We start from the raw sequence: 23082 nt of genomic DNA, 5'->3' as shown, positions 1-23082 counted from the left end.
CCCGTAATTCCAGTCCATGGCCGCGCCGTATTTTTACGGATTTGTCAGATGAACAAGTTTGTGCTCAATTCGCCCGAAGTGAAGAGGGAGGGTCAGCAAATGACACAAGCCAATATCTATGAGCGTCATTTGGACAAAAGCCGCGCGAATTACACGCCGATGTCACCGCTGAGTTTTATCGAGCGGACGGCGCTGATCTACCCGGATTACCCTTCGGTGATCTATGGCACGCGCCGCTATGCCTGGGCCGAAACCTATTCCCGCTGTCGCCGATTGGCCGGCGCTTTGTCCGCGCGTGGGCTTGGGGTCGGGGACACGGTGTCAATCATTGCCGCCAATATTCCCGAGATGTACGAGGCACATTTTGGCGTTCCAATGGCGGGGGCAGTTCTGAACGCGATCAACACCCGGTTGGACGCGCCGATCATCGCCTTCATCCTGAACCATGCGGAATCAAAGGCCTTGCTGGTCGATCCTGAATTCTCGGGCGTTGTGAAAGAGGCGCTGAAACAGGTTGATCACGACATTCTGGTCGTCGACATCGAAGACCCCAGCTTTGACGGTGGCGAAAAGCTGGGTGGCCTGACATACGACGCCCTGCTGGCCGAAGGTGACCCGGAATTTGACTGGTCCTTGCCTGACGATGAATGGGACGCGATCACGCTGAATTATACCTCGGGGACGACCGGTAACCCGAAAGGCGTCGTGTATCATCACAGAGGGGCTGCGTTGAACGCGCAATCGGACCTGCTGGATTGGAACATGCCCAAGCACTCGGTCTATCTTTGGACCCTGCCGATGTTCCATTGCAACGGTTGGTGCTTCCCCTGGGCGATGGCGGCGAATGCCGGGGTCTCGGTCTGTCTGCGGGCTGTTCGGGACGAGCCAATCTATGCAGCGTTCCGGGATGAGAAGGTCACGCATTTCTGCGGCGCGCCGATCGTCCTGAACATGCTGGCCAACGCGCCCGATCACCTCAAGGATTTCGACCATGAGATCAAGGTGATGACAGCTGGTGCCCCGCCGCCTGCGGCCGTAATCGAGAGCATGGAGAACATGGGCATCGAGGTTACCCACGTCTATGGTCTGACCGAGACCTATGGTCCCTCTGTCGTATGCGCCTGGAAAGACGAGTGGAACGATAGGGGTGCCGAAGAGCGCGCTGCGCTCAAGGTGCGTCAGGGCGTGCGGTATACGGCCTTGTCCGGGTTGATGGTAGCCGACCCGGATACGCTGGATCCAGTGCCCGCTGATGGCGAAACGATGGGCGAGATTTTCATGCAAGGCAACGTCGTCATGAAAGGATACCTGAAGAACGCCGAGGCCACGGACAAAGCATTCCGAGGTGGCTGGTTTGCCTCGGGTGATCTTGGTGTGATGCATCCGGACGGTTACATCGCGCTCAAAGATCGGTCCAAGGACATCATCATTTCGGGTGGCGAGAACATCTCGTCGGTCGAAGTCGAGGATATTCTATATAAACATCCCGCCGTGATGGAGGCTGCGGTGGTGGCGCGCCCCGATGATAAATGGGGTGAAACGCCCTGTGCCTTCATCGAGCTGAAGCCGGACGCGCAAGCGACCGAAGCCGAGATCATTGGGTTCTGCCGCGATAACATGGCCCATTTCAAGGCCCCGAAGTCCGTGGTGTTCGGAGCTTTGCCCAAGACCTCGACTGGTAAGATCCAGAAGTTCAAACTGCGGGATCAGGCGCGGGCGTTGGATTAAGCCTTGTCGAAAATCGACAGGTCAAGCTCTAGAAGTTCGCCCATCCAAACCGCCCGGTCCCGGTGATCCGCCAGATGGTCGCCGGTTTCCGGGTGGGTGAAGATAGTCAGGCCCTGCCGGTTCAGCATCAGCCACGGGATCACCTGATCAAAAGCGTCAGGCGCAAAGCCCAACTGACAGCTCCACCTAGGGTGTGGGCCGACATTTTTCGCATGCATCCGCCCCATTTGTACAGGAAACAGACGGGCAGCCTCTTCGCAGACCTGTCGGGCCGTGTCCTGCGTGTCGGCGTCGAAATAGACATGGGCGTGATAGCCGGTGATTTCGGGCATCTGGACCTCCTGCAACGATTTCGACGAAGGTAAGCACGGCCGGACGGTGTGACCACTCGCGCCCACACACAGCTTGTGTGCGCAGGGTCATGCGAGCGTTGGTGTCCGGGTTAATTTCGGCAAGGCTGTGGTGATCGCCGCTGGCCGCTCATTCCAGCCTTCCAAAACTATCGAGTGTCTTTCAGTGCCGCGGCTTTCAGCGCGTCTGACAATACGGCTGTATCGCCGATGTGGTTGGCCAGTATCAGCACCAGCCGCGCGTTCAGAGCGTCGCTGTCATGCCGGTCCAGCCCGTCATGAGCAGCCACCAGGTCGGCATAGAAACTATCGGCATTGTCCAAGTTGGGGGTGAGGATCAGATCGGCCATATCGCTTACTCCTTACCGGTGGCCCGGCGGATCGCTTGCCGGAATGCGTTTTCTTCGAACTTGTCGCGGCGGGCGGCTACGTGCTGGTCGGGACGGATCAGATACACTGCGCTGGGTGCATCCCCCAGATACCTGCGCTTAAGCTCCAACGTCAGATCGTCCTTGACGGACAGGGCCAACCGCGTGGCCGTAACTCCGCCTTCCTCGAGGCTGTCAGGCGCATCCGCATCAATCGTCAGCAAGGTGAACTGCCCCGCCAGTTTCGGCAGCAGAAACTCATCACCCAGTGGCGCATCGGGGCAGGCCGAGCCCGGCCGCGTCACCTCAGGTCCGTTCAGCGCATCGGCTGAACTGAGGGGCGAACCAGAATAGGCGCACGGCGTGCTGAGACGACCGGAATTCACCAGCGGGCGGGCGAATTCGTAGTGCTCGCTAAGGTCCAGAACGGCGTCCCGCAACAGGCGTGACATGTCGGATTTCGGCGTAATGAACTCGGTCGAGAGTGTGGACATACGGATGTTTTCGTCCGCGGCCTCAACCCTCTCTCGGCTGTAGCTGTCCAGAAACAGTTCAGGCGCTTTGCCGTCGATGACCAGTTTCAGCTTCCAGCACAGGTTGTCCGCGTCCTGCAGGCCTGAATTGGCCCCGCGCGCTCCGAATGGACTGACTTGGTGGGCACTGTCGCCCGCAAACAGCACACGGCCATGCCGGAACCGCTCCATACGGCGGCATTGGAATGTATAAATCGAAACCCATTCCAGTTCGAAGTCGACATCCTCGCCGAGCATTTCCTTTAGCCTTGGAATAACCTTTTCGGGTTGTTTTTCCTGTTCGGGGTCGATGTCGTTCCCCAACTGCAAGTCAATCCGCCAAACGTTGTCCGGCTGTTTGTGCAGCAAAGCGGATTGTCCGCGATTGAAGGGCGGATCGAACCAGAACCAGCGCTCGGTCGGGTAATCGGCCTGCATCTCCACGTCGGCGATCAGAAAGTTGTCCTCGAAGACGCGTCCTTCGAAATCCAGACCCAGCATCCGGCGGGTTGGAGAGTTCGCACCGTCGCTGGCGATCAGCCAGTCGGCCTCGACGTTATAGGGGCCTTCGGGCGTTTCGACTTCCAGCGTGACATGATCGTCGTGCGTGCCGATGGCTTCGACCTTGTTCTGCCCCCGAATTTCAATGGGTGCGCCGTCGGCCTGCAATTCCCGTACCCGCTCGACAAGGGCCTTTTCCATGTAATACTGCTGGAGATTGATGAAGGCCGGGTTTCCATAACCCGTATCTGGTTGCAGGTTGAACTCATAGACCTGCCGGTTGTCAAAATAGACTTTGCCCGCATCCCAGAGCACCCCTTTTTCAACCAGCTTGCGTCCGGCACCCAAACGGTCGGCGATTTCCAGTGAGCGTTGCGAGAAACAGATCGCGCGACTGCCGAAACTGACCTTGTCATTGTCATCCAGCACTACGGTTTCAACACCTTGCTGGGCCAGATCAATAGCTGCCGCCAGTCCAACCGGCCCCGCGCCGATCACGATCACCTTGTGACGCACCGAGGTCGCCGCGTCCTGATCAGGGCTGCGTTCGTAGGGATAGAGTGGAACTTCGAAGATCTTGTTCATGGGTTCTCCCCCAATACTCTGGCGCCGAGGGCGCAAGGTTCGAACTTCAACACAGGTGTGCCAAAGGCTTTGAGTCCATGATTCCACTTAATCCGCTGACGAAAAACGATCTGGATCAAGTTTGGCTGACTTCCTCACCCCAGCAGGGCTGCCGGGCCGCGGCAACCGTGCCTACTCTTTAGCCTGCCCGGAACGCATAGGCCTTGGCGATCTGGGTCAGCCTTTGATGTTGCAATCGATTTGCAAGATGCCGCACAGAATGTTGTGCGACGTCAGGCAGTTCCAGATTGCGCTGCTGCCCGCCTCATCGGCAATGAACCCGTCCAGGTTCATTGCGATGCAGCCAACAAAAGTTGCGCGCTGGCTTAGTTTCTTCAGCGCTTGAACGGGTCTTCGAGTGCGGGCAGTACGGTGCCGGTGCAATCACCAAAACCAATCGTGTACCCATCGCCACGGGCTTGGCCCGTCAGGGTCAGGGTATCGCCGTCCTCGATAAAGTTGCGCGTGTCGCCTGTATCCAGTGTCAGCGGTTCTTTACCGCCCCAACTGAGCTCCAGCAGCGAACCGCGTTCAGGCTTGGTCGGGCCCGAGATGGTGCCCGATCCCAGAAGATCACCGGTATTCATCGGGCATCCCGATGTCGCGTGATGTGCCAGCTGTTGCGCCGCAGAGTAGTACATCTCTTTGTAGTTCGTCCGGGCGATGGTCGTGGCGTCCTTGCCATCCGGGGCCATCGTGACTTCCAGATCGATGTCATACAGCATCGGTCCGCAATCCTTGAGATGATCCAGCAGCTCGTGTTCACGAGCGGGCGTATCGCAGCGGAAGGGCTCCAGCGCGGCTTTGGTCACGATCCAGGGACTTATCGAGGTTGCGGTGGCTTTGGCCTGGAAGGGTCCAAGAGGTTGGTATTCCCAGGCCTGGATGTCGCGTGCGGACCAGTCGTTCAGCAGGACATAGCCAAAGATGTTGTCATCTGCCTCTTGCACGGTGATGGGACCATCCGAAGGTGTGCCCACGATTGCGCCCATCTCGAGCTCGATGTCAAAGCGGCGGCTTGGCAGGAATGAAGGACGGTCATGATCGGGTGACTTGAGCTGACCCCAAGGGCGGCGGATATCCGTGCCGGACACCACGACGGATGAGGCACGGCCATTGTAACCGATCGGGATGTGCAGCCAGTTCGGGGGCAGGGCATTTTCAGGACCACGGAACATGGTGCCCACGTTTTGGGCGTGATGCCGGCCCGCGTAGAAATCGGTGTATTCGCTGACAGCAAACGGCATGTGCATTTCTGCATCACTTTGGCCGACCAGCAAAGGTTCGACCGTTTCTTGGTCTTCCGCCCCTTCGGCCAAGAGCGCGGTCAGCCGGTTGCGCAGGGCGGTCCAAACGGCGGGACCTTCTTCCATCAACGGATTCCAGAAGGGCAGGTCAAACAGCGGCTCATCCGCAAGCGTGATCAGCCCTTCGGCTTCGGCTGCGGTGACGTCCAGGATCATGTCGCCGATTGCGACGCCGCAGCGTGGATCTTCGCCTTCGGTCGAGAAGACACCATAGGGCAGGTTATTCAGGGGGAACGGGTGGTCGGCATCGTTGGCCGAGACCACCCAGGATTTCATCAGAGACATCTGTGATCCTTACGTTATTGAGTTATTGGGCATCCCGCAGGGATTTCAGTCCCAGCAGGAGAGCGGCCAGAATCATGAACCCACCGCCGGTGCGGTCCAGCCACAGCCGGGCAGAGCCTTTGAGCCGCGTGGCCAGCCAGCTGGCGCTGCCGCCATAAGCTGTCAGGAATAGCCCATCAAGCGTCAGGTAGGTGACCGAGAGAATGGCGAATTGGGGCCAGAACGGAAGCGTGCCGTCGATGAAAAGTGGAAAGAGGGCGGCAAAGAACACGACTGCCTTTGGGTTGGCGGCCGATGTGACAAAGCCCTGCATCCACAGCGATTTGCGGCTGGCGCGGGGGGCCGTCTGCGTTGTCTTGCGGTCCGCCTTGAGGATCATCTTGACCCCCAGGAACACCAGATAAGCAACGCCCAGCCATTTGATCACAGCCAGCGCTGTACCCGAGGCTGCGATGATTGCAGCCAACCCAAGCCCTGCCGCCAGCATTTGCAGCAAATTGGCCGTGAGGTCCCCGGCAGCCGTAAAAATGCCCCGGCCCAGGCCGTTGGTCGCGGAGTTGGACAGCATCAGCAACTGGCTGGGACCTGGCGTACTCATCAGCAGCAAGACCGTGGCCACATAGGTTAACCAGATATCAAAGCTCATCTCGGCCTCACTTTTTGCCCGGGGTTCCGTCGAACTTTTTCTCAAGAGAGGTCCAGCAGTCAATGTAGTCGTCCTGCAACGGAGCCTCTTTGGCGGCAAAGGGCGTCAGATGCTGCGGGAACCGGGTTTCGAACATGAAGGACATGGTATTGTCCAGTTTGTCCGGGCCCAGGTTGGCGTTTGAGGCCTTTTCGAACGCCTCGCGATCCGGTCCGTGCGGCAGCATCATGTTGTGCAGGCTCATTCCGCCGGGAACAAATCCCTGCGGTTTGGCGTCGTACTGGCCATAGATGTTGCCCATCAGCTCGGACATGATGTTCTTGTGGTACCAGGGCGGGCGGAACGTATCCTCGGCCACCATCCAGCGTTCGCGGAACAGAACAAAGTCGATATTGGCTGTGCCCGGTTGGCCGGAGGGGGCGGTCAGCACGGTAAAGATCGACGGGTCCGGGTGGTCGAACAGGATCGCGCCGACCGGGCAATAGGTGCGCAGGTCGTACTTGTAGGGCGCGTAATTGCCGTGCCAGGCGACCACGTCCAGAGGGCTTTGGTTGATCTTCGTCGTGTGGAATTGCCCACACCATTTGACGGTAACGGTCGAGGGCACCTCGCGGTCTTCAAACGCTGCCACGGGCGCTTTGAAATCGCGCGGATTGGCCATGCAATTTGCCCCGATCGGACCGCGGCCCGGCAGTTCGAATTTCTGACCGTAGTTCTCGCAGACAAAACCGCGGGCAGGACCCTCAAGAACTTCGACCCGATAGACCAGACCGCGCGGGATGATGGCGATTTCCTTGGGTTCGACATCAATGATGCCCAATTCGGTCGCAAACCGCAGGCGACCTTCTTGTGGCACCACCAGCATCTCGGAATCGGCCGAGAAGAAATAGTCATCCACCATGGACTCGGTGACCAGGTAGATGTGGCTGGCCATTCCCACCTGCGTGTTCACATCGCCCGCCGTTGTCATCGTACGCATGCCGGTCAGCCAGGTCAGCCCCTCATCAGAATGAGGCACCGCGTCCCAACGGTACTGGCCCAGACTGATCACGTCAGGGTCGACGCAAGGGGCGGATTTCCAATGGGGCAGGTCGATCTTTTCGTAACGATGCGAGTGCTTTACCGAGGGGCGGATGCGATAGCACCATGTGCGTTCGGGCGGATTGGCGGTAAAGGCCGTACCGCTCAGCTGTTCACCATAGAGGCCGTAATTGCAGCGCTGCGGACTGTTCATACCCTGAGGCAAAGCGCCGGGCAGCGCCTCGGTCTCAAAATCATTTCCGAAGCCGGGCATATAGCCCGCATGGGTGCCAACAGGCGTGCTGGCCTGGTTCAATTTATGCGGATCGGTCTGACGATTCATTCCGTATTCCTCCGTTTGCTGCTTGTCGGATAATAGTTGATTTTGTAACTAACAAGGATGACACAAGACGTTTCCGACAAAAAAGATGAGTTTGATCCGCAAGATTTCCTGCCCTACTTGCTAAACCGGGCCGCCGAGGAAAGCTCGTTAGAGTTTCAGCAGGTCTATAAGGATCGGTATGGGATGCTGCGGACCGAGTGGCGGGTATTGTTTCACTTGGGCAACTACGGCGAGATGACCGCAAAAGAGATTGGCTTGCGCGCTCGGATCCACAAAACCAAGATCAGCCGCTCGGTCTCAAAACTGGAAGAACGCAGATACCTGGTGCGTTCGCGTGATGCCGCCGACCGTCGGGTGGAACAGCTGGCATTGACATCTGCCGGTCAAGCGGCATATCGCGATTTACGCAAGGTCGCGCAGGCATATGACGCAAAACTCGCGGGATTGTTTTCTGCAGAGGAAACGGACCTGCTACGCAAAATGCTTCGACGACTGGCGCATATGGATTAGGCACTGGTAATTCCCTGTCCTCATTCCCAGATGAACAGCAGAACAAAAACGGGACAACATATGACGACCTCGGACAACGTGGCGGGCAAATCAAGCGACCTTATCAACTGGCTGGTCGCGCGCGGGCTTGAAGGATTGCCAAAAGAAGAACTGCTGGACGGGTATTGCAACCGACTGGTGGACTTGGGTGTTCCGCTGATGCGTTTTCACGCGGCGCAATCCACGCTGCACCCGGTCTACGGTGGAACCGGCTATAGCTGGTATCAAGGCAAGGGTGGAGAGCATCAGAAGTTCGAATATACCGAAGAACCCAGCGACCACTGGCGCGCGAGCCCTCTGTATGCCGTCCTGAACGAGGGCCTAAGCGTTGTGCACGAACGGTTGGTCGACCAGAACGAACCCAGCAAGTATCCGCTGCTGAATGAACTGCGCGAACATGGCGCCACAGAGTATTATGCGACCGGTGTTTCGTTCAACACCCCGACTCATATCGGTGCCGCCACGACGAACAAAGTGGTGAGCGGAGTGCTGTTGTCCTGGACATCGAATGCGCCCGAGGGGTTTCACGAAGACGATCTGGCATTGATCAATGCGGCGATGCCGCATCTCGGGCTCGCGCTCAAGGCGGCCTCGGACGCGCGGATATCGAAAGACCTCATGCGGGTCTATCTGGGACGCGATGCGGGGCGCAGAGTTCTGTCCGGTGAAATCCGTCGCGGATCTTTGCAGCAGATCGATGCGGTGATCCTGAATTTTGACCTCGAAGACTTTACCAGCTTGTCCGAGGAACTGCCGGGCAATGCGCTGATCGACATGCTGAACGATTATCTGGCCGTGGCGGTTCATTCCGTTCACCAAAACGACGGCAACATCCTCAAGTTCATGGGCGACGGATTGATTGCCATGTTCGATGTGGGTGAGATCGATGCGGATGCACGTGCCGCGTTGGCCGCGGTTGCAGACCTGCAAGAGGGCATGGCCAATCTGAATGCGCGGCGCGAGGCGGATGGTTTGCCGGTGTCGAACTTCACTTTGGCGCTTCACGCGGGTGAGATTCTGTATGGCAATATCGGGTCTGAAAGCCGCCTGGACTTTACGGTTATTGGGCCGACTGTGAACCAGACCGCTCGGATCGCGGGAATGCACCGTGCGCTGGGGCAGCGCATCCTGATCTCGGATGATGTGGCCAAGGCTGCTCAACCCTGCGCGTCCGCCGATCTGATCTCGGTCGGGCGCTATATGCTGCGTGGGGTGGCGGAACCAAAAGAGCTGTTCACGGTGTACCAACCGGCTGAGTGACGGTTGTCTTGTGCAGGCGCGTCAGAAGTCGATTTCGACGCCCGGCAGGTTCAGTTCTTTCATCATGTCGCGCAGCTCTTGCCGGGCGGCGATGTTCGAGATGTTGAGCTGTTTGACCCCGATGTCCTTAAGGTCCAGCAGGGTGAGCCCACGCGGGAACAGCTCGCGGAAGATAACCCGTTCGGAAAAGCCCGATGCGACGCGGAAGCCGATCCGCTGAGACAGCATTTCAATCGCGCGCTGCATCTTTTCCTTGTTGACCATGCGCTGGGTGCCGACCCGGTTGCGGACAACGACCCAGTCGATGGGCTTCAACCCGGCCTGCGCGCGCAGTTGCCGCGCGTTCCACACCATTTCCGAATAGACCGACGGGCCAAGGATCTTCTCGCCTTTGGAATCGATCCGCGCCAGCAGATCAAAGTCGATAAAGCTGTCGTTCAGCGGTGTGATAAGTGTATCGGCCAGCGAATGGGCCACCTGGCTGAGACGTGTGTGTGAACCGGGGCAGTCGATCAGAATAAAATCGCTGTCGCTTTCCAACTCGGACACGGCGGCGGACAGGCGGTGGTCATAGATGTTCTCACCCGGCTTCAGCTTGGTCGCGTCAATCTCGGGCAAGTCGTGGTGGCGCGGGCTGGGCAGGGAGAGATCCGAGTTTTTCAGGAAGTTGCCGCGGTTTTCGAAATACCGGCCCAAGCTGCGTTGCCTAAGATCAAGGTCCAGGGTGCTGACTTTGTGACCCAAACGCGCCAACGCCGTTGCCACATGCATCGACACGGTCGATTTGCCTGCGCCGCCCTTCTCGTTCCCCACTACGATGATATGTGCCATGCTTTTTCCCACGTCCCGCCGTGCTTAACCACACGTTGTTATCAACCACTATATGTTGTGGAAGGCGGGAAGGGAAGAACCCCGAGCATCATCGCAGGGTAATATCAGGCTCTAATTTGGAAAACTCAATCGGGTGCGTTGGTTAGACCCCGCGCTTGCCAAAGCAGAACGGCTGTTTCACTGTTTAATTCAGGGTTTTGCAATAGGGGAACCGGTTGGACCATTTGTTTCTGAACGTGTTGAACGTGGTTCTGCCGGTGTTGATTTGTGCCGGGGTTGGCTATGCCCTGGCAGTTATTAAGGCCCCGTTCGACAACAAGGTTGTGGGCGGCATCGTTTCGCGGGTTGGGTACCCCACGCTGATCATCTCGCACCTGTCCACCACCAAGATTGCCGTTGGAACCTTTTTGGACGTCATGGCGGCCGCGGCCTTGGCCATAGCGGGATTTGGCCTGTTGGGTTTTGCTGCACTCAAAGTGATGCGCCTGCCCGTGCGTGCGTTTCTGACACCGCTCATGCACGGGAATGTCGGCAATATCGGCTTGCCGATCACACTGCTTGCGCTGGGCGACGCGGGCATGGCGTACACGATGGGATTTGTCGTTGTTGTGCTGATCAGCATTTTTACTGTTGGCATGTGGATTCCGGCGGGTGAGTTCTCGCCCCGGAAACTGGCCACGTCCCCGATCATTTATGCGGTGGTCATCTCGCTGATCCTGATGGCGACAGGATATAGCCTGCCTCAGCCGGTGGCAAAATCCTTCGACATCCTGGGCGGATTGTCGATCCCGCTGATGCTGTTGACGCTGGGCCAAACACTGGCAACGTTACAGATCAAAAGCCTTGGCCGAGCGGTGCTGCTGACTGTTTTGCATCTGGGCATGGCGGTTGCCATCGCCAATGCGCTGGTGTGGTCATTCGGGTTCACGGGGACGGAACGCGGCGCGGTGATCCTGTGTTGCCTGATGCCGTCTTCGGTGGCGACATATCTGTTCATCGACCAGCATGTGCCGGAATACGGGCCGGATGTGGCTGGCTTTATTCTCGTGTCGACTTTGGCCACGATCCTCGTTTTGCCGATTGCATTGTCCTATTGGATATGAGCCGCGCCCTATGCGCAGCGAAAAAAATCGCTAAACTGCTGAATAATTGCATTAAAGATCAACAGTTTTAGGGTGGTGTTATGACCGAAAAGCCGTCTGCTGATCCGGTTCACCAAGGCGGTGCCCGCGTCGTGTTGGCGATGACGGCCATCTGTATGATGGTTGTCGGCTTCAATACCACTGCCGTGGCAACCATTCTGCCCAATCTGAAATCTGAATTCGATTTGACCCCGTCCGGCCTGCAATGGGTCATGGCGTCTTATACGGTGGCCAGCGCATCGTTGGTGACCATCGTCAGCCGTCTGGGTGACATCACCGGCAAGATGGGTGTCTTTTTCTTCGGCATGATCGTATTTGCCATCGGCTCTACTTCGGTCCTGTTTGCGCAAGACGGTGCGATGTTGTTGTTCGGTCGTGGCGCGCAGGGGGCGGGGGCCGCCGCGCTGTTTGGAACGTCACTATCGTTGCTGACCGCCGCCACACCCGAGGAGCAACGTGCAAGCGTCACCGGGGCATGGGGCGCGATTGTAGGTTTGGCCATTGGGGTCGGGCCCATCCTTGGCGGGGCTTTTGCACATTACATCAGCTGGCGGGCTGTATTCGCGACCGACCTTGTGTTGCTGGTTATTGCTTTCGCGATCGGTCTGACCGTCAGCAAAAGGGGATATGTGCCGGACACGCGCCTGGCCGGTACAAAGTTCGACTATCCTGGGGCCTGTGCAGTGCTGTTTTTCCTGGGGCCGTTGTCCTTTGCCTTAAGCAATGGGGAAAGCAGCGGGTGGGCAACGCCTCTGACCCTGGTACCGCTGGCTGTTGCGGGGGTGGCGACGATCATCCTTGTCGTTGTGTCTCGGCGCAGCGAAGATCCCTTGATCGAGCTGCGCTACTTCAAGCACCCGCGGTATTTCATGGCCGCCGCTGGTATGTTCTTCACCGGGTTCACGCTGTTTTGCTTTTTTGTCTATTTCAATACATTTGTCCAATCGCCCGATGCCTTTGGGTATTCGCCTATCGGCGCTGGGCTTGCGATCATGCCGTTGAGCCTCAGCATGTTCGTGGTCTCGGTCACCGCGCCACGTTTCCTGGCACCCTACAGCTTTCAGTGGCCTATCGCGATTGGGCTGGGGGCAATGGCCTGCGGGTTCCTGTTGCTGATGACAACGACGAACACAACGCAATATGCCGAAATCTGGTGGAAACTGGTGATCGTCGGCGTCGGGCTGGGGATCTGTTTTTCGCTGCTTCCCCGTCTGGGCCTGCGTCTGCTGCCGGAAGAGCATGTGGGGCAGGGGTCCGGTGTGATCAACGCCTGCCTCTATTTCGGCGCCACGTTGGGTGCCGTGGTGGGTGGTCTGGCCGAAGCGATCACCACCCGCCGGGGCTTGTCCGAGGTGATCGCAGCCCTGCCTTCGGGCTCGACCCAGCGTGAGGATTTGGCCCACGCTCTGACCCACGGAACGCCCAGCCAGATTCAGCAATTGATCGCGGCAATGGACCCCGAGACCAGCAAGACCCTGGCCAAAGCACTGCGTGACGTGCAGGACAATGCCTTTGACAGCGCAATGCTGATGGCGGCCATCGCAGCGCTGGCCGGCATGGCGCTGGCGTTGATGTTGCTGCGCGGGCCGGTGCCACCCGTCCACAGCGCGGTTGACCTGACGCGCGGGCCGCAAAACTGAGGGCTGTTAGCCCCCAAGATACACCTTGTCTTTGGGGCGATAGAAAACCTTCTGGTCGTGAAGCTTGCCCAAAAGATCGTGGATTCGCCGCAGCGTGTCTTCGCGCTGGGCCTTGCCGGTATCACCGTCCTGCAGTGCAGTTTGCGACAGGGTTGCAACCGAACCACGCAGCGCTGTTTCGATCAGGTCCATATCCTCGACCGATAGCTCGATCATGTCATTGTACTGGGGCATTCTCATGGACCTCCGTGGGTTTCGAACCTGCGTTGCCGATCACTGTAGCACTTGTTTTCTGTCAACGAAATTTCCCTTCGATGAATGCGAGGGATCAAAGCTGAAAGTGAATGTGATCATCATGGCGCGCAGCCCGACAGCCTTGAAAACGAATTTTAGGATGAGATGACCCAAGAGTATCGATAAGATGCGGCTCGACAAAGACTTTGGACACGCGTTCGTCTTTGGACAGTATCGCAAGTACAGACTGCATACGTTGATTATCAACGATGTGGCTATGCCATAAAGGCTGCAGAAACTCGAAATCCCACCTCAGGCTCGGCCAGCGCTTTTCGCAATCTGTCGCACCCTTTTCGAATGCGAAATATCCAATTGGCGAACGGGTTGCGCCTTTCAAATACCCATCTTCATCTGCGTAGTAGAACGCCAGGTCGGCTTTTTCGCCATCATCGTGCGACAAGTGAGGCAGCAGTGGAAAGCCATCCAGAAACGGAAAGTTTGCGTCCAGAACAAGTGTAATGGTCCCGGGGTGCAACTGATCCATTTCAAGAGCAGTATCGTGCAATACCTCCGCAAGTTCTGGAGAGACGTAGTTTCTGTTGAGGGCGCAATACATCCAGCTTTGCACTTGCAGCGGACCATCAGACGAACAGTCAAGCGCAACACGTCCAAATTGCGGCGCGATCCAGATTGCAGCAACTGAGAGTGCGACATAAGCCAGAACGAAAGAAATCAATCGCCTCTTGAAACACAGGGCAATAATCCAGGCGATCCCGCCAATCTGCGTCAGCAGAGTCAGGATCAAAACGATAGAAGTGTGAAGCAAAATCCGAAGCATGGATGCAAGTTCCCACTGATCGCATCAGACGACAAATAGAATTGCGGTCGGACGGTGACGCCACAAAAAAGGCCGCCCCAAGGGACGGCCTTTTGCAATTCAACCCGGTCAGGCTTAGAAGCCCAGACCTTCGTATTTCTTCTTGAACTTCGACACGCGGCCGCCGGCGTCCATCAGGCGCGACGAGCCACCGGTCCACGCGGGGTGCGAGGAGGGGTCGATTTCCAGAGCCAGCTGGTCGCCTTCGGCGCCCCAGGTGGATTTCATCTGAACCACGGTGCCATCGGTCATTTTGACGTTGATGACGTGATAATCGGGATGGATGTCTTTTTTCATCTTTCCGCTCCTTACGCCTCGGCGCCAGCCTTGGGCTTGTAGTTGGTGACTTCTGCGATACGCGCGGATTTACCACGACGCGAGCGCAGGTAGTACAGCTTGGCGCGGCGAACGCGGCCACGGCGGACTACGGTGATGCTGTCGATGTTGGTCGAGTGCAGCGGGAACACACGCTCCACGCCTTCGCCAAACGAAATTTTACGGACGGTGAACGAACCGGCGATGCCGTTGCCACCTTTGCGCGCAATGCAGACGCCTTCGTAGTTCTGCACACGGGTGCGCGACCCTTCGGTCACTTTAAAGCCGACACGGATGGTGTCACCGGCTTTGAAATCGGGGATGTCTTTCCCCAGGGCGGCAATCTGTTCCGCCTCAAGCTGTGCGATCAGGTCCATCGCTGTTACTCCTATCTGCTCGTGGTTGGTCCACGAAGTTAAGCACGGCCTGAGAGCTCTTGGTCTTCACCGGGTCCTGCGTACAGCCCGCCAGAGGTCAGATCGAATGTTCCTTATGTCTGGTCTGCGCCGCCGCGCCATGGCCGAAGAAAGCCGGGTGTTGCGACATGATGCAAACCAAAACACCGGAGTCGCATGACGCGGCACCGGATTGCGCTGCTTTACGGGCTTTGTGCGCAGGGATCAAGCCTGAATCGCCATAAAATCCAGGGTTGGACGGTGGGATTTCGCCACCCAAAGACAACACCGTTGCCTTGTGACGCGGATCAGGCATTCTGGGGGGAATTACAAGAGCAGAAATTTGGAACAGGACCTTACCATGCGCACAGCTTTGATGCTGGCCGTTATGGCCTTTGCGACACTGTCTTGCGGTCGCAGCAGCCCTCCGCCTCAGCAGGTCGAGGCAAAGGCTTTTCTAAGCACAACGTCGCCCTCGGTTATCTTCCCCAAGTTTGGCGATGCGGATCCGCATCCTTGGGAAGGGCGACATCCCGGTCACTATCCGGTGCATGGTTTGGATGTGTCGCGTTGGCAGGGGCCCATAGATTGGCGCACGGCCAAAGCGTCTGGCGTCAGCTTCGTATTCATCAAGGCCACCGAAGGCGGGGATGTCGCCGATCCCATGTTCGAGGACCACCGCCGCGGTGCACAAGCCGCGGGTGTGCCTTGGGGGGCCTATCACTATTACTATTTCTGTCGTCCGGCGCATGAGCAGGCGAGGTGGTTCATAAAAAACGTACCCAAGGGCGCGGACCTGCCGCATGTGCTGGACATGGAGTGGACGCCACATTCCAAGACCTGCACCCTAAGACCCGATGGCGCGACAGTCCGGTCCGAGGCGAAACGGTTCCTTGATATACTCGAGCGCCACTATGGCCGCCGCCCCATCGTTTACACGACTGTGGACTTTTACGGTGACACCGATATTGACCGTCTACCCAAGACAGAGTTCTGGCTGCGCTCGGTGGCCGGGCACCCCCGCAACGTTTACCCCAAGGCCGTTTGGCGATTCTGGCAATACACGGGTACCGGCCTGGTTCCGGGTGTTCAGGGCAAAGTAGATATCAACACGTTTAACGGCCCGCCCGAGATCTGGGCGCGTTGGAAGGCGGGCGGAAATTAGACTTTGGGTTCGGCATAGCTTTCGATTGTGCCACCGCCGACAAGGTGGTCCAGGCGGCGTACCCTCTCGGTGCCCGAAGAATGATGCAGCCAGAACTGCTCTCCTCCTGTCAGATTGCGGCGTTCGAAACCGAGCTCAGTCATGCAGCGATCTACCTGGTCGATTTCGCCTTGGCGGCGCAATTCCTCACGCCCTGTGTAGGCGATTACGGAACCTACCAGAACAGATGACATCAGGATAAACGTCGGATAAGCGCCGATAACCGCGGCATTGCCGCCAATGTCTGCCTCGGTCGCGCAAGACTGGACGGCAACACGGGCCGAATGCAGTTTATGACCGGCTTGTGTCGGCACTGACATCTCAAGAGGTTTCGTAGTGCAAGCCGACAAGGCAAGCACCGAGACACAAATGTATTTTTTCATATTGCAGCCTGTATAGTCTTATTGGAAATCACTTCTGATACCATCTTATGGATGAGTAATTTCGGAGAAAAACAGCCACAAGTAGTGTGTTGCGAAAGCCCAGGCTTGCGGCACAAAAACCACACAAAAGCTCTTAGTCCTGTGTGTCGCGTCCCGGATCTGAATAACGTTCCCAAAGGTCCGGGCGCCGTTCGCGCGTGATCTGCTCGGACATTTTGTGGCGCCATTCGGCGATACGGCCGTGGTGGCCGGACATCAGGATGTCAGGGATCGGTCGCCCTTTCCAGTCGGCCGGTCGCGTGTATTGCGGGTGTTCCAACAGGCCTGATGAAAAGCTCTCTTCTTCGGCCGAGGCCTGATTGCCCAGAACACCAGGGATCAGCCTCACGGTCGCGTCGATCAGGGCCTGCGCCGCGATTTCGCCGCCGGTCATGACGAAGTCACCCAGGCTGACTTCCTGAACGCCGTAGTGCTCCAGCACGCGCTCATCAACACCTTCGAAACGACCGCAGAGCAGGGTCATTCCATCGCAGCGCGCAAGGTTCTGCATCATGCGCTGGTCCATCCGGCGACCCCGTGGGCTAAGATAGATCAGCGGCCAGTTGCCCCGAACACCTGCCATCGTGTGTTCGATCGCCTCGCCCAGCACATCGGCGCGCAGCACCATGCCCGCGCCGCCGCCTGCGGGCGTGTCGTCGACATTGCGATGCTTGCCCACACCGAACTGGCGCAAATCAACGGTTTCCAGCTGCCACAGACCTTCTTGCAGGGCTTTACCGGTCAGGCTTTCGCCCAGAACCCCGGGAAAAGCCGAGGGAAACAGGGTGATGATCTTGGCTTTCCAGACCCCGTGCAAATCGGGGGTCGGGGTCAGCAATTCGCGCGGCTTGAGCGTGGGGCGAATGGCTTTGCGTCCATAGGATTTACCTGGCTTGTCTGTCATGTCGTGCCGACCATCGCGTTTTTCGCCTGTTCAATTACCTCGGCCTTTTGCAGGGTCAGCGCGGCTTCGTCCAGCCGGGATCGGTTCAGCACCAGCAACTCGGCCAGTACATCTTCGGGCAGGCGCGTGTTGATCTTTGTGGGCGGCCCCAACTGTCCGGCCTTTTCTCGCGGCAGGTTCAGGAACTCGGCAAAGGGTGTGCCGGAACCAAAACGGCGCAACTGCATCTCCTCCAGCCAATCTACGGTGACTTTGACTGTGGGCAGCTTTTGGCGGATGTCTTCAACGGTGTCCTCAAGTGAGGGCAGGTGATCCATGTTCTCGCGGAACGCCTCAAAGTCCTGAACCTCACGGGTTCTTTCAAGGTCATGCGCCCAAAGGCTGCGCAGCCAGGAACCGCGCTGGCGCAGGGACAGGTAGATCGTGATGTCGACCTCCTGGCCTGCGAACCGGTCGTGTACCGCGTCAACCACACAAGCGGCCAGATCCGGCGCTGCTGCATAGCCTTGGTCGATGTTGCGGCTGGGGCGTAGGCCACTGAAATTCTCTTCGCTCAGGATCAGGCCGCGCCGTGTGCCAAAATTGCGCGTGGCCAGATAATCCCGCAGTTGCTTGCTGAAGTCGGACAGAGTGCCCAGCGTGCCGTAGATAGAGTGCCGTGTAGCGGCATTTGACAAGCCAAGCTTGCGCGTCTTGTAGGGCAACATCAGGGCAAAATGCGGCCAGATCAGCTCACGGTTTTCATACAGAAACGACTGTGCCGCAGTGGTTCCGGTCTTGTGGAATCCCAAATGCAGCAGAACACGCCGCATCAGATCAGCCCTTCGGGCGGGTCTGCGATGATGCGGCCTTTGTCCAGATCGACTGTCGGAACAGCCTCCAGCGTGAAGGGCAGCAAGACGGTGGCTTTCAAACCCGGCCCGTGCAATTCCAGCAGATCCGCCGCGCCGTGGTTCTGCACCGATTTGACCCGGCCCAGCAATGCGCCACCTGTATCGTAAACCTCAAGCCCGATCAGATCGGTGTGGTAGAATTCGTCATCCGGCAAAGATGGCAGCTGATCACGCCGTGCAAACAGGCGCAGGCCCTTCAACTCGTCGGCCTGTTCCTTGGTCTCAATGCCGCCCAGACGGGCGGCAAACCCGTTCTTAATCGCCTTGGTCAGAACCAAAGGATAGCGTTCTTTGCCATGCTCATCAGTCAGCGGCGAATAGGCTTCGATGTCTTCGGGGATGGCGCAATAGCTTTTTAACCGCACTTCGCCACGCACGCCGTATGACCCGGCAAGTGTGCCCACGCAGATCAGATCAGTCATTTGGCCCTTCCGTCGTCACACATAGCCCGTCCTGCCAGTCGCCGCGCGTAGCGCACGCCTCGCGCTGGTTCGAGCGTTCGAAAAACACTCCGACAATAAATGCGATCAGCAAAAGGATGGGAAGTCGTATCAGTCCAAACATCTGACTTTATCGCGTTTCCAGATGCAAACGCGCGTTGCGCTTTTCCCAGCCTGCGCGCTCAAGCTCGGGTCGTTCCGACATTTCTTCGGGCCAGCCCACGCAGTAATAGCCGACCAGAGACCAGTCGTCCGGTACATCCAGGTCGTGTTTCATCTGTTCGGGATCCAGGATCGAAACCCAGCCCAGGCCCAGCCCTTCAGCCCGCAAGGCCAGCCAGAACAAGGTGATCGCGGCAACAACCGAATAGCGGCGCATCTCGGGCATCGTGCCCGCGCCCAGACCCAGGCCTTTGTTGGTGCTTTCGTCCGAGAAAACCGCCAGTTGAACGGGCGCTTCCTGCATGCCGGACAGTTTCAGGCGACTGTATTTCAGCGCCTTGTCGCCGGAATAGCCTGCAAGGGCCTGTTCATTGGCGTTTTGGAAATTCTTCAGCGCTGCAGCGCGTGCCGCTTCGCTTTCGACGCGAATGACGCGCCAGGGTTCGCTGAGCCCTACAGAAGGGGCCAGTCGAAACGTGTCGAGGCAGCGCATCAGTACCGCCTCGTCCACGGGATCTGTACGGAACCGGCGCACATCGCGCCGGAGCCGCATCAGCAGTTCAAACTGCGTGCGAAAATCGTCGGTGAAAGTCTGATCCTGCACGCGTCCGCCTGCTTATTCTTCTGCCGCAGCTTCTTCAGCCGGTGCAGCAGCTGCTTCGGCGGCTTCAGCAGCCTTTGCAGCTTTCTCTTCAGCGCGCTCCTGCGCTTTCTTGCCCGGGGTACCCTTGTTGGGGTTGTTGCGCTCGGCCTTGTCACGTGTACCGGCAGCTTCCAGCATACGTGCGATACGGTCGGTGGGCTGGGCACCCTGGTCCAGCCAGTACTGAACGCGCTCCATGTTCATTTTCACGCGCTCTTCGCTGTCTTTCGGCAGCAGCGGGTTGTAGGTGCCCAGCTTCTCGATGAAACGGCCGTCGCGGGGCATGCGGCTGTCAGCCGCAACGATGCGATAGAAGGGACGCTTTTTCGAGCCGCCGCGGGCGAGACGAATTTTCATTGCCATGGTGGTATCTCCTTTAGATGGCGTTTACCGGGATCGTTTCCGGTTAATTCTGATGTTTCTTGTGGTGTCGGATGACTTCCTGAATGATGAAATTCAGGAAAGCCTTGGCGAAATCGGGGTCCAGATCGGCCTCTTTCGCCAGGTCTTCTAACCGTGCGATCTGCGCGGCCTCGCGCGAGGGGTCGGACGGGGGAAGGTCGTGTGCCGCTTTCAGCTTACCAACGGCTTGCGTATGCTTGAACCGCTCGCCCAGCGTATAGACAAGGATCGCGTCCAGCCGGTCGATGCTTTCGCGATGTTCTTTCAGCAACGTCGCAGCCTGTGTCACAGGGTTGGTCATTGGCTGGTCCTTTCGGTCGTCGGAGCGGTGTCAGAAATATCGAGTTTCGGATGCCGCCAGACCTGGCAGCGTTCGCCCATCACCTCGCCTTCACGCTCGTAAGCAGCGCCAAGGCGCTCGGCCAACGCACGCGAGCGGTTATTCTGGTGGGCGATGTACGAGATCGGACCATTGATACCCTGATGCTGGGCGGCATAGGCGCGGGCGGCGGTGGCCGCTTCGAAGGCGATGCCTTTGCCTTCGAACCCTTCGAACACAACCCATCCCAATTCGGGTTCGTCCCAGCCCGGCGCGTTAATGATCCCGGTCCAGCCCGCGAAAGCTCCGCTGGCCTTCTCGACGATGTGCCAGCCGCCATATCCCATGATGGCCCAATGCCCGAACCGACCCAGCAACGACCGCCAGGCCTCGATCGGAGTTTTTGGGCCGCCGACCATGTGGCTGCGTTCGGATGAGAAGAAAGCCGTCATCGCAGGTAGGTCGCCTTCCTGCGGCGCGCGCAGGATCAGGTTTTCGGTTTCAACGGTAGGAATGATGTACGAGGTCATGCGTATGCCTCCATCCCACCGTCACCATCGGCTGAGAGGTGACGATAAACCAACGTAACGCCGTCCTCTTCGACAATTTCGCGTTCAACAAACGCGCCAAGCCTTTCCGCCAGACGCGCTGAGCGTTCGTTGCCTTTGACGACAAAACTGGCGAGCGTATCCCATCCGAGCTGGTCGAACGCAAAATCCCGCGCGGCAGAGGCAGCTTCGAACGCGTAACCCTGTCCCTCACCGGCTTCGGTGAAAATGAAGCCGAGCTCTGGCTCGGGGTCTTCCGGCTCGAACCCGAGCACGACAAAACCCAGCAGCTGTGCATTGTTCTTGGCGCAAACCGACCACATACCGTGGCCACGTAGCGACCAGATTGCGACCATCTGGGCGAAATCATACCACGCATCCTCGCGCGACATGACCGTCAGATATCGCGCGCGAGGGCTGGCAACGATCTGAGCATAGGTGTCGAAATCCGACAATTGCGGCGCACGCAGAACCAGACGCTCGGTTTCCAACGTCGGTACGGCACCTGCCACCCGAGCCGCCAGTTCCGCCCCCTGAGCATTCGGCGCAGCTTCGAACCGGAAGGTCATTGCAGAACCTCCGGTTTGGCGCATGCGCGCAGGGATATGCAGGGGGCGAATGCCACGTTACTTCTTCTTGCCAAACCCGCTGAGGCCCGGAGGCAGAGCCATGCCGCCGCCCATTCCGGGCATGCCGGGCATCTTGCCGCCCATCGCCTTGGCCGCCTGTTCCAACGCCTTGGGGTCCATGCCCGCTGCCATTTCCTCGGGGCTGGGGCCGCCTTTACCGAACATGCCCTTCATGGCCTGTTTCAGCATCTTGCCTTTGCCCATCTTGCCCATCTTCTTCATCATGTCCGACATCTGCCGGTGCATCTTGAGCAGTTTGTTGAGGTCGCTGACCTCCATCCCCGAACCAGCGGCAATCCGTTTCTTGCGGCTGGCCTGCAGCAACTGAGGGTTGGCGCGTTCGCGTTTGGTCATGGACTGGATCATGGCGATCTGCTGGCGCAGGATTTTGTCGTCCAGACCGGCCTGATCCATCTGTTTGGCCATCTTGTTCATGCCCGGCATCATGCCCATCATGCCCTGCATGCCGCCCATCTGGATCATCTGTTCCAGCTGCATCTTCAGGTCGTTCATGTTGAACTGACCCTTGACCATGCGCTTCATCATGCGCTCGGTCTGTTCCATCTCCATCGTTTCCTGGGCTTTTTCGACCAGAGCAACGATGTCGCCCATGCCCAGAATACGTCCCGCGATCCGGTCCGGCTCGAAGGTTTCGAGCGCATCCATCTTCTCGCCCAGACCGACAAAACGGATCGGTTTGCCGGTAACAGCGCGCATCGACAGCGCCGCACCGCCGCGGCCGTCACCATCCATCCGGGTCAGAACCACGCCAGAAATGCCAACCTTGGCGTCGAACTCTTCGGCCACCTCAACAGCGACCTGACCGGTCAGGCCGTCGACGACCAGCAGGGTCTCGCGCGGGTCAACCGCGTTGCGGACCTGCTCGACCTCGTCCATCAGGACTTCGTCGATGTGCAGACGGCCCGCGGTGTCGAGCATGTAGACGTCATAGCCGCCCAGCGTCGCCTGTTGCTTGGCGCGCTTAGCGATATCTACGGGTTTCTGGCCGGGAACGATCGGCAGCGTATCCACGCCGACCTGCGTGCCCAGCACAGCAAGCTGATCCATCGCCGCCGGGCGATAGACGTCGAGCGAGGCCATCAGGACCTTTTTGCCCTCTTTCTCTTTCAGGCGCTTCGCCAGTTTCCCGGTTGTGGTCGTCTTACCCGAGCCCTGAAGGCCAACCATCAGGATCGGTGCAGGCGGGTTGTCGATCTTCAGCGCGCCGGGATCTTCTTCGCCGCGCAACACATCCACCAACGCATCGTGGACGATTTTGACGACCTGCTGACCGGGGGTGACCGATTTGGTGACGGCCTGACCAGTGGCCTGATCCTGCACTTTCTTAACGAATTCGCGGGCAACCGGCAGCGAGACGTCAGCCTCAAGCAGCGCAACCCGAACCTCTCGCAGGGCGGTTTTGACGTCTTCTTCGGACAGAGCACCCTGTTTGGTCAGCCGATCAAAGACGCCAGAGAGGCGTTCGGATAGATTTTCAAACATGCCTTCGGCCTCCTTAGCCGGTTATCTGGTGGCACTTCCTAGGTAGGAAACACCGGTTAAATACACAATTGCCCCCACGGGCGAAA

The 23082-nt window shown here is 58.3% G+C and carries 29 protein-coding genes; 7 read left to right on the top strand and 22 right to left on the bottom strand.

From position 1 onward, the window contains the following. The first annotated feature begins 99 nt into the window (after positions 1-99). On the top strand, positions 100-1728 hold the full coding sequence (locus J7416_RS06435; RefSeq protein ID WP_209223919.1) for an acyl-CoA synthetase: 1629 nt from the start codon (positions 100-102) through the stop codon (positions 1726-1728). Here J7416_RS06435 and J7416_RS06430 read toward each other — a convergent pair. The 3 genes from J7416_RS06430 to J7416_RS06420 form a co-directional block, all read right to left on the bottom strand. After that, entirely contained in the window at positions 1725-2060 is a 336-nt protein-coding gene (locus tag J7416_RS06430; protein WP_209223918.1) for a DOPA 4,5-dioxygenase family protein, read from the bottom strand. The genes J7416_RS06435 and J7416_RS06430 overlap by 4 nt on opposite strands. 167 nt (positions 2061-2227) lie before the next feature. Beyond that, positions 2228-2428 carry a DUF2783 domain-containing protein gene (locus tag J7416_RS06425; RefSeq protein ID WP_209223917.1) on the bottom strand — a complete coding sequence of 67 codons (201 nt, stop codon included), beginning with the start codon at positions 2426-2428 and terminating at the stop codon, positions 2228-2230. Positions 2429-2433: 5 nt separating this feature from the next. Next, entirely contained in the window at positions 2434-4044 is a 1611-nt protein-coding gene (locus tag J7416_RS06420; RefSeq protein ID WP_209223916.1) for an FAD-dependent oxidoreductase, read from the bottom strand. Between the two features lie 121 nt (positions 4045-4165). Between J7416_RS06420 and J7416_RS06415 the strand changes: the two genes are divergently transcribed. Then, positions 4166-4429: a hypothetical protein gene (locus J7416_RS06415; protein ID WP_209223915.1), complete on the top strand. Its 264-nt coding sequence runs from the start codon at positions 4166-4168 to the stop codon at positions 4427-4429. Here the strand turns inward: J7416_RS06415 and fahA are convergent. From fahA to hmgA, 3 genes are read right to left on the bottom strand one after another with little or no spacing between them, the layout of a single operon-like run. Next, on the bottom strand, positions 4419-5675 hold the full coding sequence (fahA, locus tag J7416_RS06410) for a fumarylacetoacetase (protein WP_209223914.1): 1257 nt from the start codon (positions 5673-5675) through the stop codon (positions 4419-4421). The genes J7416_RS06415 and fahA overlap by 11 nt on opposite strands. A gap of 22 nt (positions 5676-5697) precedes the next feature. Beyond that, the gene (locus J7416_RS06405) at positions 5698-6321 is read right to left on the bottom strand and encodes a LysE family translocator (protein WP_209223913.1); all 624 of its coding nucleotides are present in this window, start codon (positions 6319-6321) and stop codon (positions 5698-5700) included. A 7-nt stretch (positions 6322-6328) separates the two neighbouring features. After that, a complete protein-coding gene (hmgA, locus tag J7416_RS06400) occupies positions 6329-7684 on the bottom strand; it encodes a homogentisate 1,2-dioxygenase (RefSeq protein WP_209223912.1) in 1356 nt (451 codons plus the stop codon). A gap of 57 nt (positions 7685-7741) precedes the next feature. On the opposite strand from hmgA, the gene J7416_RS06395 reads away from it, so the two are divergent. Next, positions 7742-8194, top strand: a complete 453-nt coding sequence (locus J7416_RS06395; protein WP_209223911.1) for a MarR family winged helix-turn-helix transcriptional regulator — start codon at positions 7742-7744, stop codon at positions 8192-8194. A gap of 60 nt (positions 8195-8254) precedes the next feature. Next, on the top strand, positions 8255-9493 hold the full coding sequence (locus tag J7416_RS06390) for an adenylate/guanylate cyclase domain-containing protein (protein ID WP_209223910.1): 1239 nt from the start codon (positions 8255-8257) through the stop codon (positions 9491-9493). 21 nt (positions 9494-9514) lie between these two features. Here J7416_RS06390 and J7416_RS06385 read toward each other — a convergent pair whose 3' ends face one another. Next, entirely contained in the window at positions 9515-10324 is an 810-nt protein-coding gene (locus J7416_RS06385; protein ID WP_209223909.1) for a division plane positioning ATPase MipZ, read from the bottom strand. A gap of 215 nt (positions 10325-10539) precedes the next feature. Here J7416_RS06385 and J7416_RS06380 point away from each other — a divergent pair, with 215 nt between their 5' ends. Both J7416_RS06380 and J7416_RS06375 read left to right on the top strand, forming a co-directional pair. Then, positions 10540-11427, top strand: a complete 888-nt coding sequence (locus J7416_RS06380; protein ID WP_209223908.1) for an AEC family transporter — start codon at positions 10540-10542, stop codon at positions 11425-11427. An 80-nt stretch (positions 11428-11507) separates the two neighbouring features. Then, positions 11508-13106: an MFS transporter gene (locus tag J7416_RS06375; protein ID WP_209223907.1), complete on the top strand. Its 1599-nt coding sequence runs from the start codon at positions 11508-11510 to the stop codon at positions 13104-13106. Between the two features lie 6 nt (positions 13107-13112). Here J7416_RS06375 and J7416_RS06370 read toward each other — a convergent pair whose 3' ends face one another. The 4 genes from J7416_RS06370 to rplS form a co-directional block, all read right to left on the bottom strand. Beyond that, positions 13113-13340 (bottom strand): hypothetical protein, encoded by a 228-nt coding sequence (locus J7416_RS06370; RefSeq protein WP_209223906.1) that lies wholly within the window; start codon positions 13338-13340, stop codon positions 13113-13115. A 94-nt stretch (positions 13341-13434) separates the two neighbouring features. Continuing rightward, the gene (locus tag J7416_RS06365; protein ID WP_209223905.1) at positions 13435-14178 is read right to left on the bottom strand and encodes a hypothetical protein; all 744 of its coding nucleotides are present in this window, start codon (positions 14176-14178) and stop codon (positions 13435-13437) included. A gap of 114 nt (positions 14179-14292) precedes the next feature. Beyond that, complete coding sequence (rpmE, locus tag J7416_RS06360) at positions 14293-14514, bottom strand: 50S ribosomal protein L31 (RefSeq protein ID WP_170428949.1); 222 nt, start codon at positions 14512-14514, stop codon at positions 14293-14295. An 11-nt stretch (positions 14515-14525) separates the two neighbouring features. Next, on the bottom strand, positions 14526-14909 hold the full coding sequence (gene rplS / locus J7416_RS06355) for a 50S ribosomal protein L19 (protein WP_010437578.1): 384 nt from the start codon (positions 14907-14909) through the stop codon (positions 14526-14528). 379 nt (positions 14910-15288) lie between these two features. On the opposite strand from rplS, the gene J7416_RS06350 reads away from it, so the two are divergent. Further along, positions 15289-16092: a GH25 family lysozyme gene (locus J7416_RS06350; RefSeq protein WP_209223904.1), complete on the top strand. Its 804-nt coding sequence runs from the start codon at positions 15289-15291 to the stop codon at positions 16090-16092. Here J7416_RS06350 and J7416_RS06345 read toward each other — a convergent pair. From J7416_RS06345 to ffh, 11 genes are all read right to left on the bottom strand, one after another. After that, positions 16089-16514 carry a hypothetical protein gene (locus tag J7416_RS06345; protein WP_209223903.1) on the bottom strand — a complete coding sequence of 142 codons (426 nt, stop codon included), beginning with the start codon at positions 16512-16514 and terminating at the stop codon, positions 16089-16091. The two genes, J7416_RS06350 and J7416_RS06345, sit on opposite strands and share 4 nt — an antisense overlap. Positions 16515-16647: 133 nt before the next feature. After that, entirely contained in the window at positions 16648-17457 is an 810-nt protein-coding gene (trmD, locus tag J7416_RS06340) for a tRNA (guanosine(37)-N1)-methyltransferase TrmD (protein ID WP_209223902.1), read from the bottom strand. Beyond that, positions 17454-18269 carry a hypothetical protein gene (locus tag J7416_RS06335; protein WP_209223901.1) on the bottom strand — a complete coding sequence of 272 codons (816 nt, stop codon included), beginning with the start codon at positions 18267-18269 and terminating at the stop codon, positions 17454-17456. Before J7416_RS06335 ends, trmD begins: the two co-directional genes overlap by 4 nt. Continuing rightward, the gene (rimM, locus tag J7416_RS06330) at positions 18269-18772 is read right to left on the bottom strand and encodes a ribosome maturation factor RimM (protein WP_209223900.1); all 504 of its coding nucleotides are present in this window, start codon (positions 18770-18772) and stop codon (positions 18269-18271) included. The genes J7416_RS06335 and rimM overlap by 1 nt, the downstream gene beginning before the upstream one ends. After that, a complete protein-coding gene (locus tag J7416_RS06325) occupies positions 18765-18914 on the bottom strand; it encodes a hypothetical protein (protein WP_200818612.1) in 150 nt (49 codons plus the stop codon). The genes rimM and J7416_RS06325 overlap by 8 nt, the downstream gene beginning before the upstream one ends. Before the next feature lie 6 nt (positions 18915-18920). Then, positions 18921-19556 carry a 5,6-dimethylbenzimidazole synthase gene (bluB, locus tag J7416_RS06320; protein WP_209223899.1) on the bottom strand — a complete coding sequence of 212 codons (636 nt, stop codon included), beginning with the start codon at positions 19554-19556 and terminating at the stop codon, positions 18921-18923. A gap of 12 nt (positions 19557-19568) precedes the next feature. Beyond that, entirely contained in the window at positions 19569-19958 is a 390-nt protein-coding gene (gene rpsP / locus J7416_RS06315; protein ID WP_170561254.1) for a 30S ribosomal protein S16, read from the bottom strand. Between the two features lie 43 nt (positions 19959-20001). Further along, positions 20002-20298, bottom strand: a complete 297-nt coding sequence (locus tag J7416_RS06310) for a chorismate mutase (RefSeq protein ID WP_074737903.1) — start codon at positions 20296-20298, stop codon at positions 20002-20004. After that, positions 20295-20846: a GNAT family N-acetyltransferase gene (locus J7416_RS06305; RefSeq protein ID WP_209223898.1), complete on the bottom strand. Its 552-nt coding sequence runs from the start codon at positions 20844-20846 to the stop codon at positions 20295-20297. The genes J7416_RS06310 and J7416_RS06305 overlap by 4 nt, the downstream gene beginning before the upstream one ends. Then, on the bottom strand, positions 20843-21433 hold the full coding sequence (locus J7416_RS06300; RefSeq protein ID WP_209223897.1) for a GNAT family N-acetyltransferase: 591 nt from the start codon (positions 21431-21433) through the stop codon (positions 20843-20845). Before J7416_RS06300 ends, J7416_RS06305 begins: the two co-directional genes overlap by 4 nt. A 57-nt stretch (positions 21434-21490) precedes the next feature. Beyond that, entirely contained in the window at positions 21491-22996 is a 1506-nt protein-coding gene (ffh, locus tag J7416_RS06295) for a signal recognition particle protein (RefSeq protein WP_209223896.1), read from the bottom strand. Positions 22997-23082 lie beyond the last annotated feature (86 nt).

This window comes from Ruegeria sp. R14_0 (assembly GCF_017743975.1).
In the GTDB taxonomy this organism is placed as follows: Bacteria; Pseudomonadota; Alphaproteobacteria; order Rhodobacterales; family Rhodobacteraceae; genus Ruegeria.
This window is presented reverse-complemented; position numbering and strand designations above follow the sequence as displayed.

Excerpts from the sequence above, each read along its gene's own strand:
- J7416_RS06305 (WP_209223898.1), bottom strand. The coding sequence starts at position 20,846 with ATGACCTCGTACATCATTCCTACCGTTGAAACCGAAAACCTGATCCTG.
- J7416_RS06365 (WP_209223905.1), bottom strand. The coding sequence starts at position 14,178 with ATGCTTCGGATTTTGCTTCACACTTCTATCGTTTTGATCCTGACTCTG.
- hmgA (WP_209223912.1), bottom strand. The coding sequence starts at position 7,684 with ATGAATCGTCAGACCGATCCGCATAAATTGAACCAGGCCAGCACGCCT.
- J7416_RS06310 (WP_074737903.1), bottom strand. The coding sequence starts at position 20,298 with ATGACCAACCCTGTGACACAGGCTGCGACGTTGCTGAAAGAACATCGC.
- J7416_RS06370 (WP_209223906.1), bottom strand. The coding sequence starts at position 13,340 with ATGCCCCAGTACAATGACATGATCGAGCTATCGGTCGAGGATATGGAC.
- J7416_RS06390 (WP_209223910.1), top strand. The coding sequence starts at position 8,255 with ATGACGACCTCGGACAACGTGGCGGGCAAATCAAGCGACCTTATCAAC.
- rpmE (WP_170428949.1), bottom strand. The coding sequence starts at position 14,514 with ATGAAAAAAGACATCCATCCCGATTATCACGTCATCAACGTCAAAATG.
- J7416_RS06405 (WP_209223913.1), bottom strand. The coding sequence starts at position 6,321 with ATGAGCTTTGATATCTGGTTAACCTATGTGGCCACGGTCTTGCTGCTG.
- J7416_RS06395 (WP_209223911.1), top strand. The coding sequence starts at position 7,742 with ATGACACAAGACGTTTCCGACAAAAAAGATGAGTTTGATCCGCAAGAT.
- ffh (WP_209223896.1), bottom strand. The coding sequence starts at position 22,996 with ATGTTTGAAAATCTATCCGAACGCCTCTCTGGCGTCTTTGATCGGCTG.
- J7416_RS06425 (WP_209223917.1), bottom strand. The coding sequence starts at position 2,428 with ATGGCCGATCTGATCCTCACCCCCAACTTGGACAATGCCGATAGTTTC.
- rplS (WP_010437578.1), bottom strand. The coding sequence starts at position 14,909 with ATGGACCTGATCGCACAGCTTGAGGCGGAACAGATTGCCGCCCTGGGG.
- rpsP (WP_170561254.1), bottom strand. The coding sequence starts at position 19,958 with ATGGCAATGAAAATTCGTCTCGCCCGCGGCGGCTCGAAAAAGCGTCCC.
- fahA (WP_209223914.1), bottom strand. The coding sequence starts at position 5,675 with ATGTCTCTGATGAAATCCTGGGTGGTCTCGGCCAACGATGCCGACCAC.
- rimM (WP_209223900.1), bottom strand. The coding sequence starts at position 18,772 with ATGACTGATCTGATCTGCGTGGGCACACTTGCCGGGTCATACGGCGTG.
- J7416_RS06430 (WP_209223918.1), bottom strand. The coding sequence starts at position 2,060 with ATGCCCGAAATCACCGGCTATCACGCCCATGTCTATTTCGACGCCGAC.
- J7416_RS06420 (WP_209223916.1), bottom strand. The coding sequence starts at position 4,044 with ATGAACAAGATCTTCGAAGTTCCACTCTATCCCTACGAACGCAGCCCT.
- trmD (WP_209223902.1), bottom strand. The coding sequence starts at position 17,457 with ATGACAGACAAGCCAGGTAAATCCTATGGACGCAAAGCCATTCGCCCC.
- J7416_RS06345 (WP_209223903.1), bottom strand. The coding sequence starts at position 16,514 with ATGAAAAAATACATTTGTGTCTCGGTGCTTGCCTTGTCGGCTTGCACT.
- J7416_RS06350 (WP_209223904.1), top strand. The coding sequence starts at position 15,289 with ATGCGCACAGCTTTGATGCTGGCCGTTATGGCCTTTGCGACACTGTCT.
- J7416_RS06335 (WP_209223901.1), bottom strand. The coding sequence starts at position 18,269 with ATGCGGCGTGTTCTGCTGCATTTGGGATTCCACAAGACCGGAACCACT.
- J7416_RS06325 (WP_200818612.1), bottom strand. The coding sequence starts at position 18,914 with ATGTTTGGACTGATACGACTTCCCATCCTTTTGCTGATCGCATTTATT.
- J7416_RS06375 (WP_209223907.1), top strand. The coding sequence starts at position 11,508 with ATGACCGAAAAGCCGTCTGCTGATCCGGTTCACCAAGGCGGTGCCCGC.
- J7416_RS06300 (WP_209223897.1), bottom strand. The coding sequence starts at position 21,433 with ATGACCTTCCGGTTCGAAGCTGCGCCGAATGCTCAGGGGGCGGAACTG.
- J7416_RS06435 (WP_209223919.1), top strand. The coding sequence starts at position 100 with ATGACACAAGCCAATATCTATGAGCGTCATTTGGACAAAAGCCGCGCG.
- J7416_RS06385 (WP_209223909.1), bottom strand. The coding sequence starts at position 10,324 with ATGGCACATATCATCGTAGTGGGGAACGAGAAGGGCGGCGCAGGCAAA.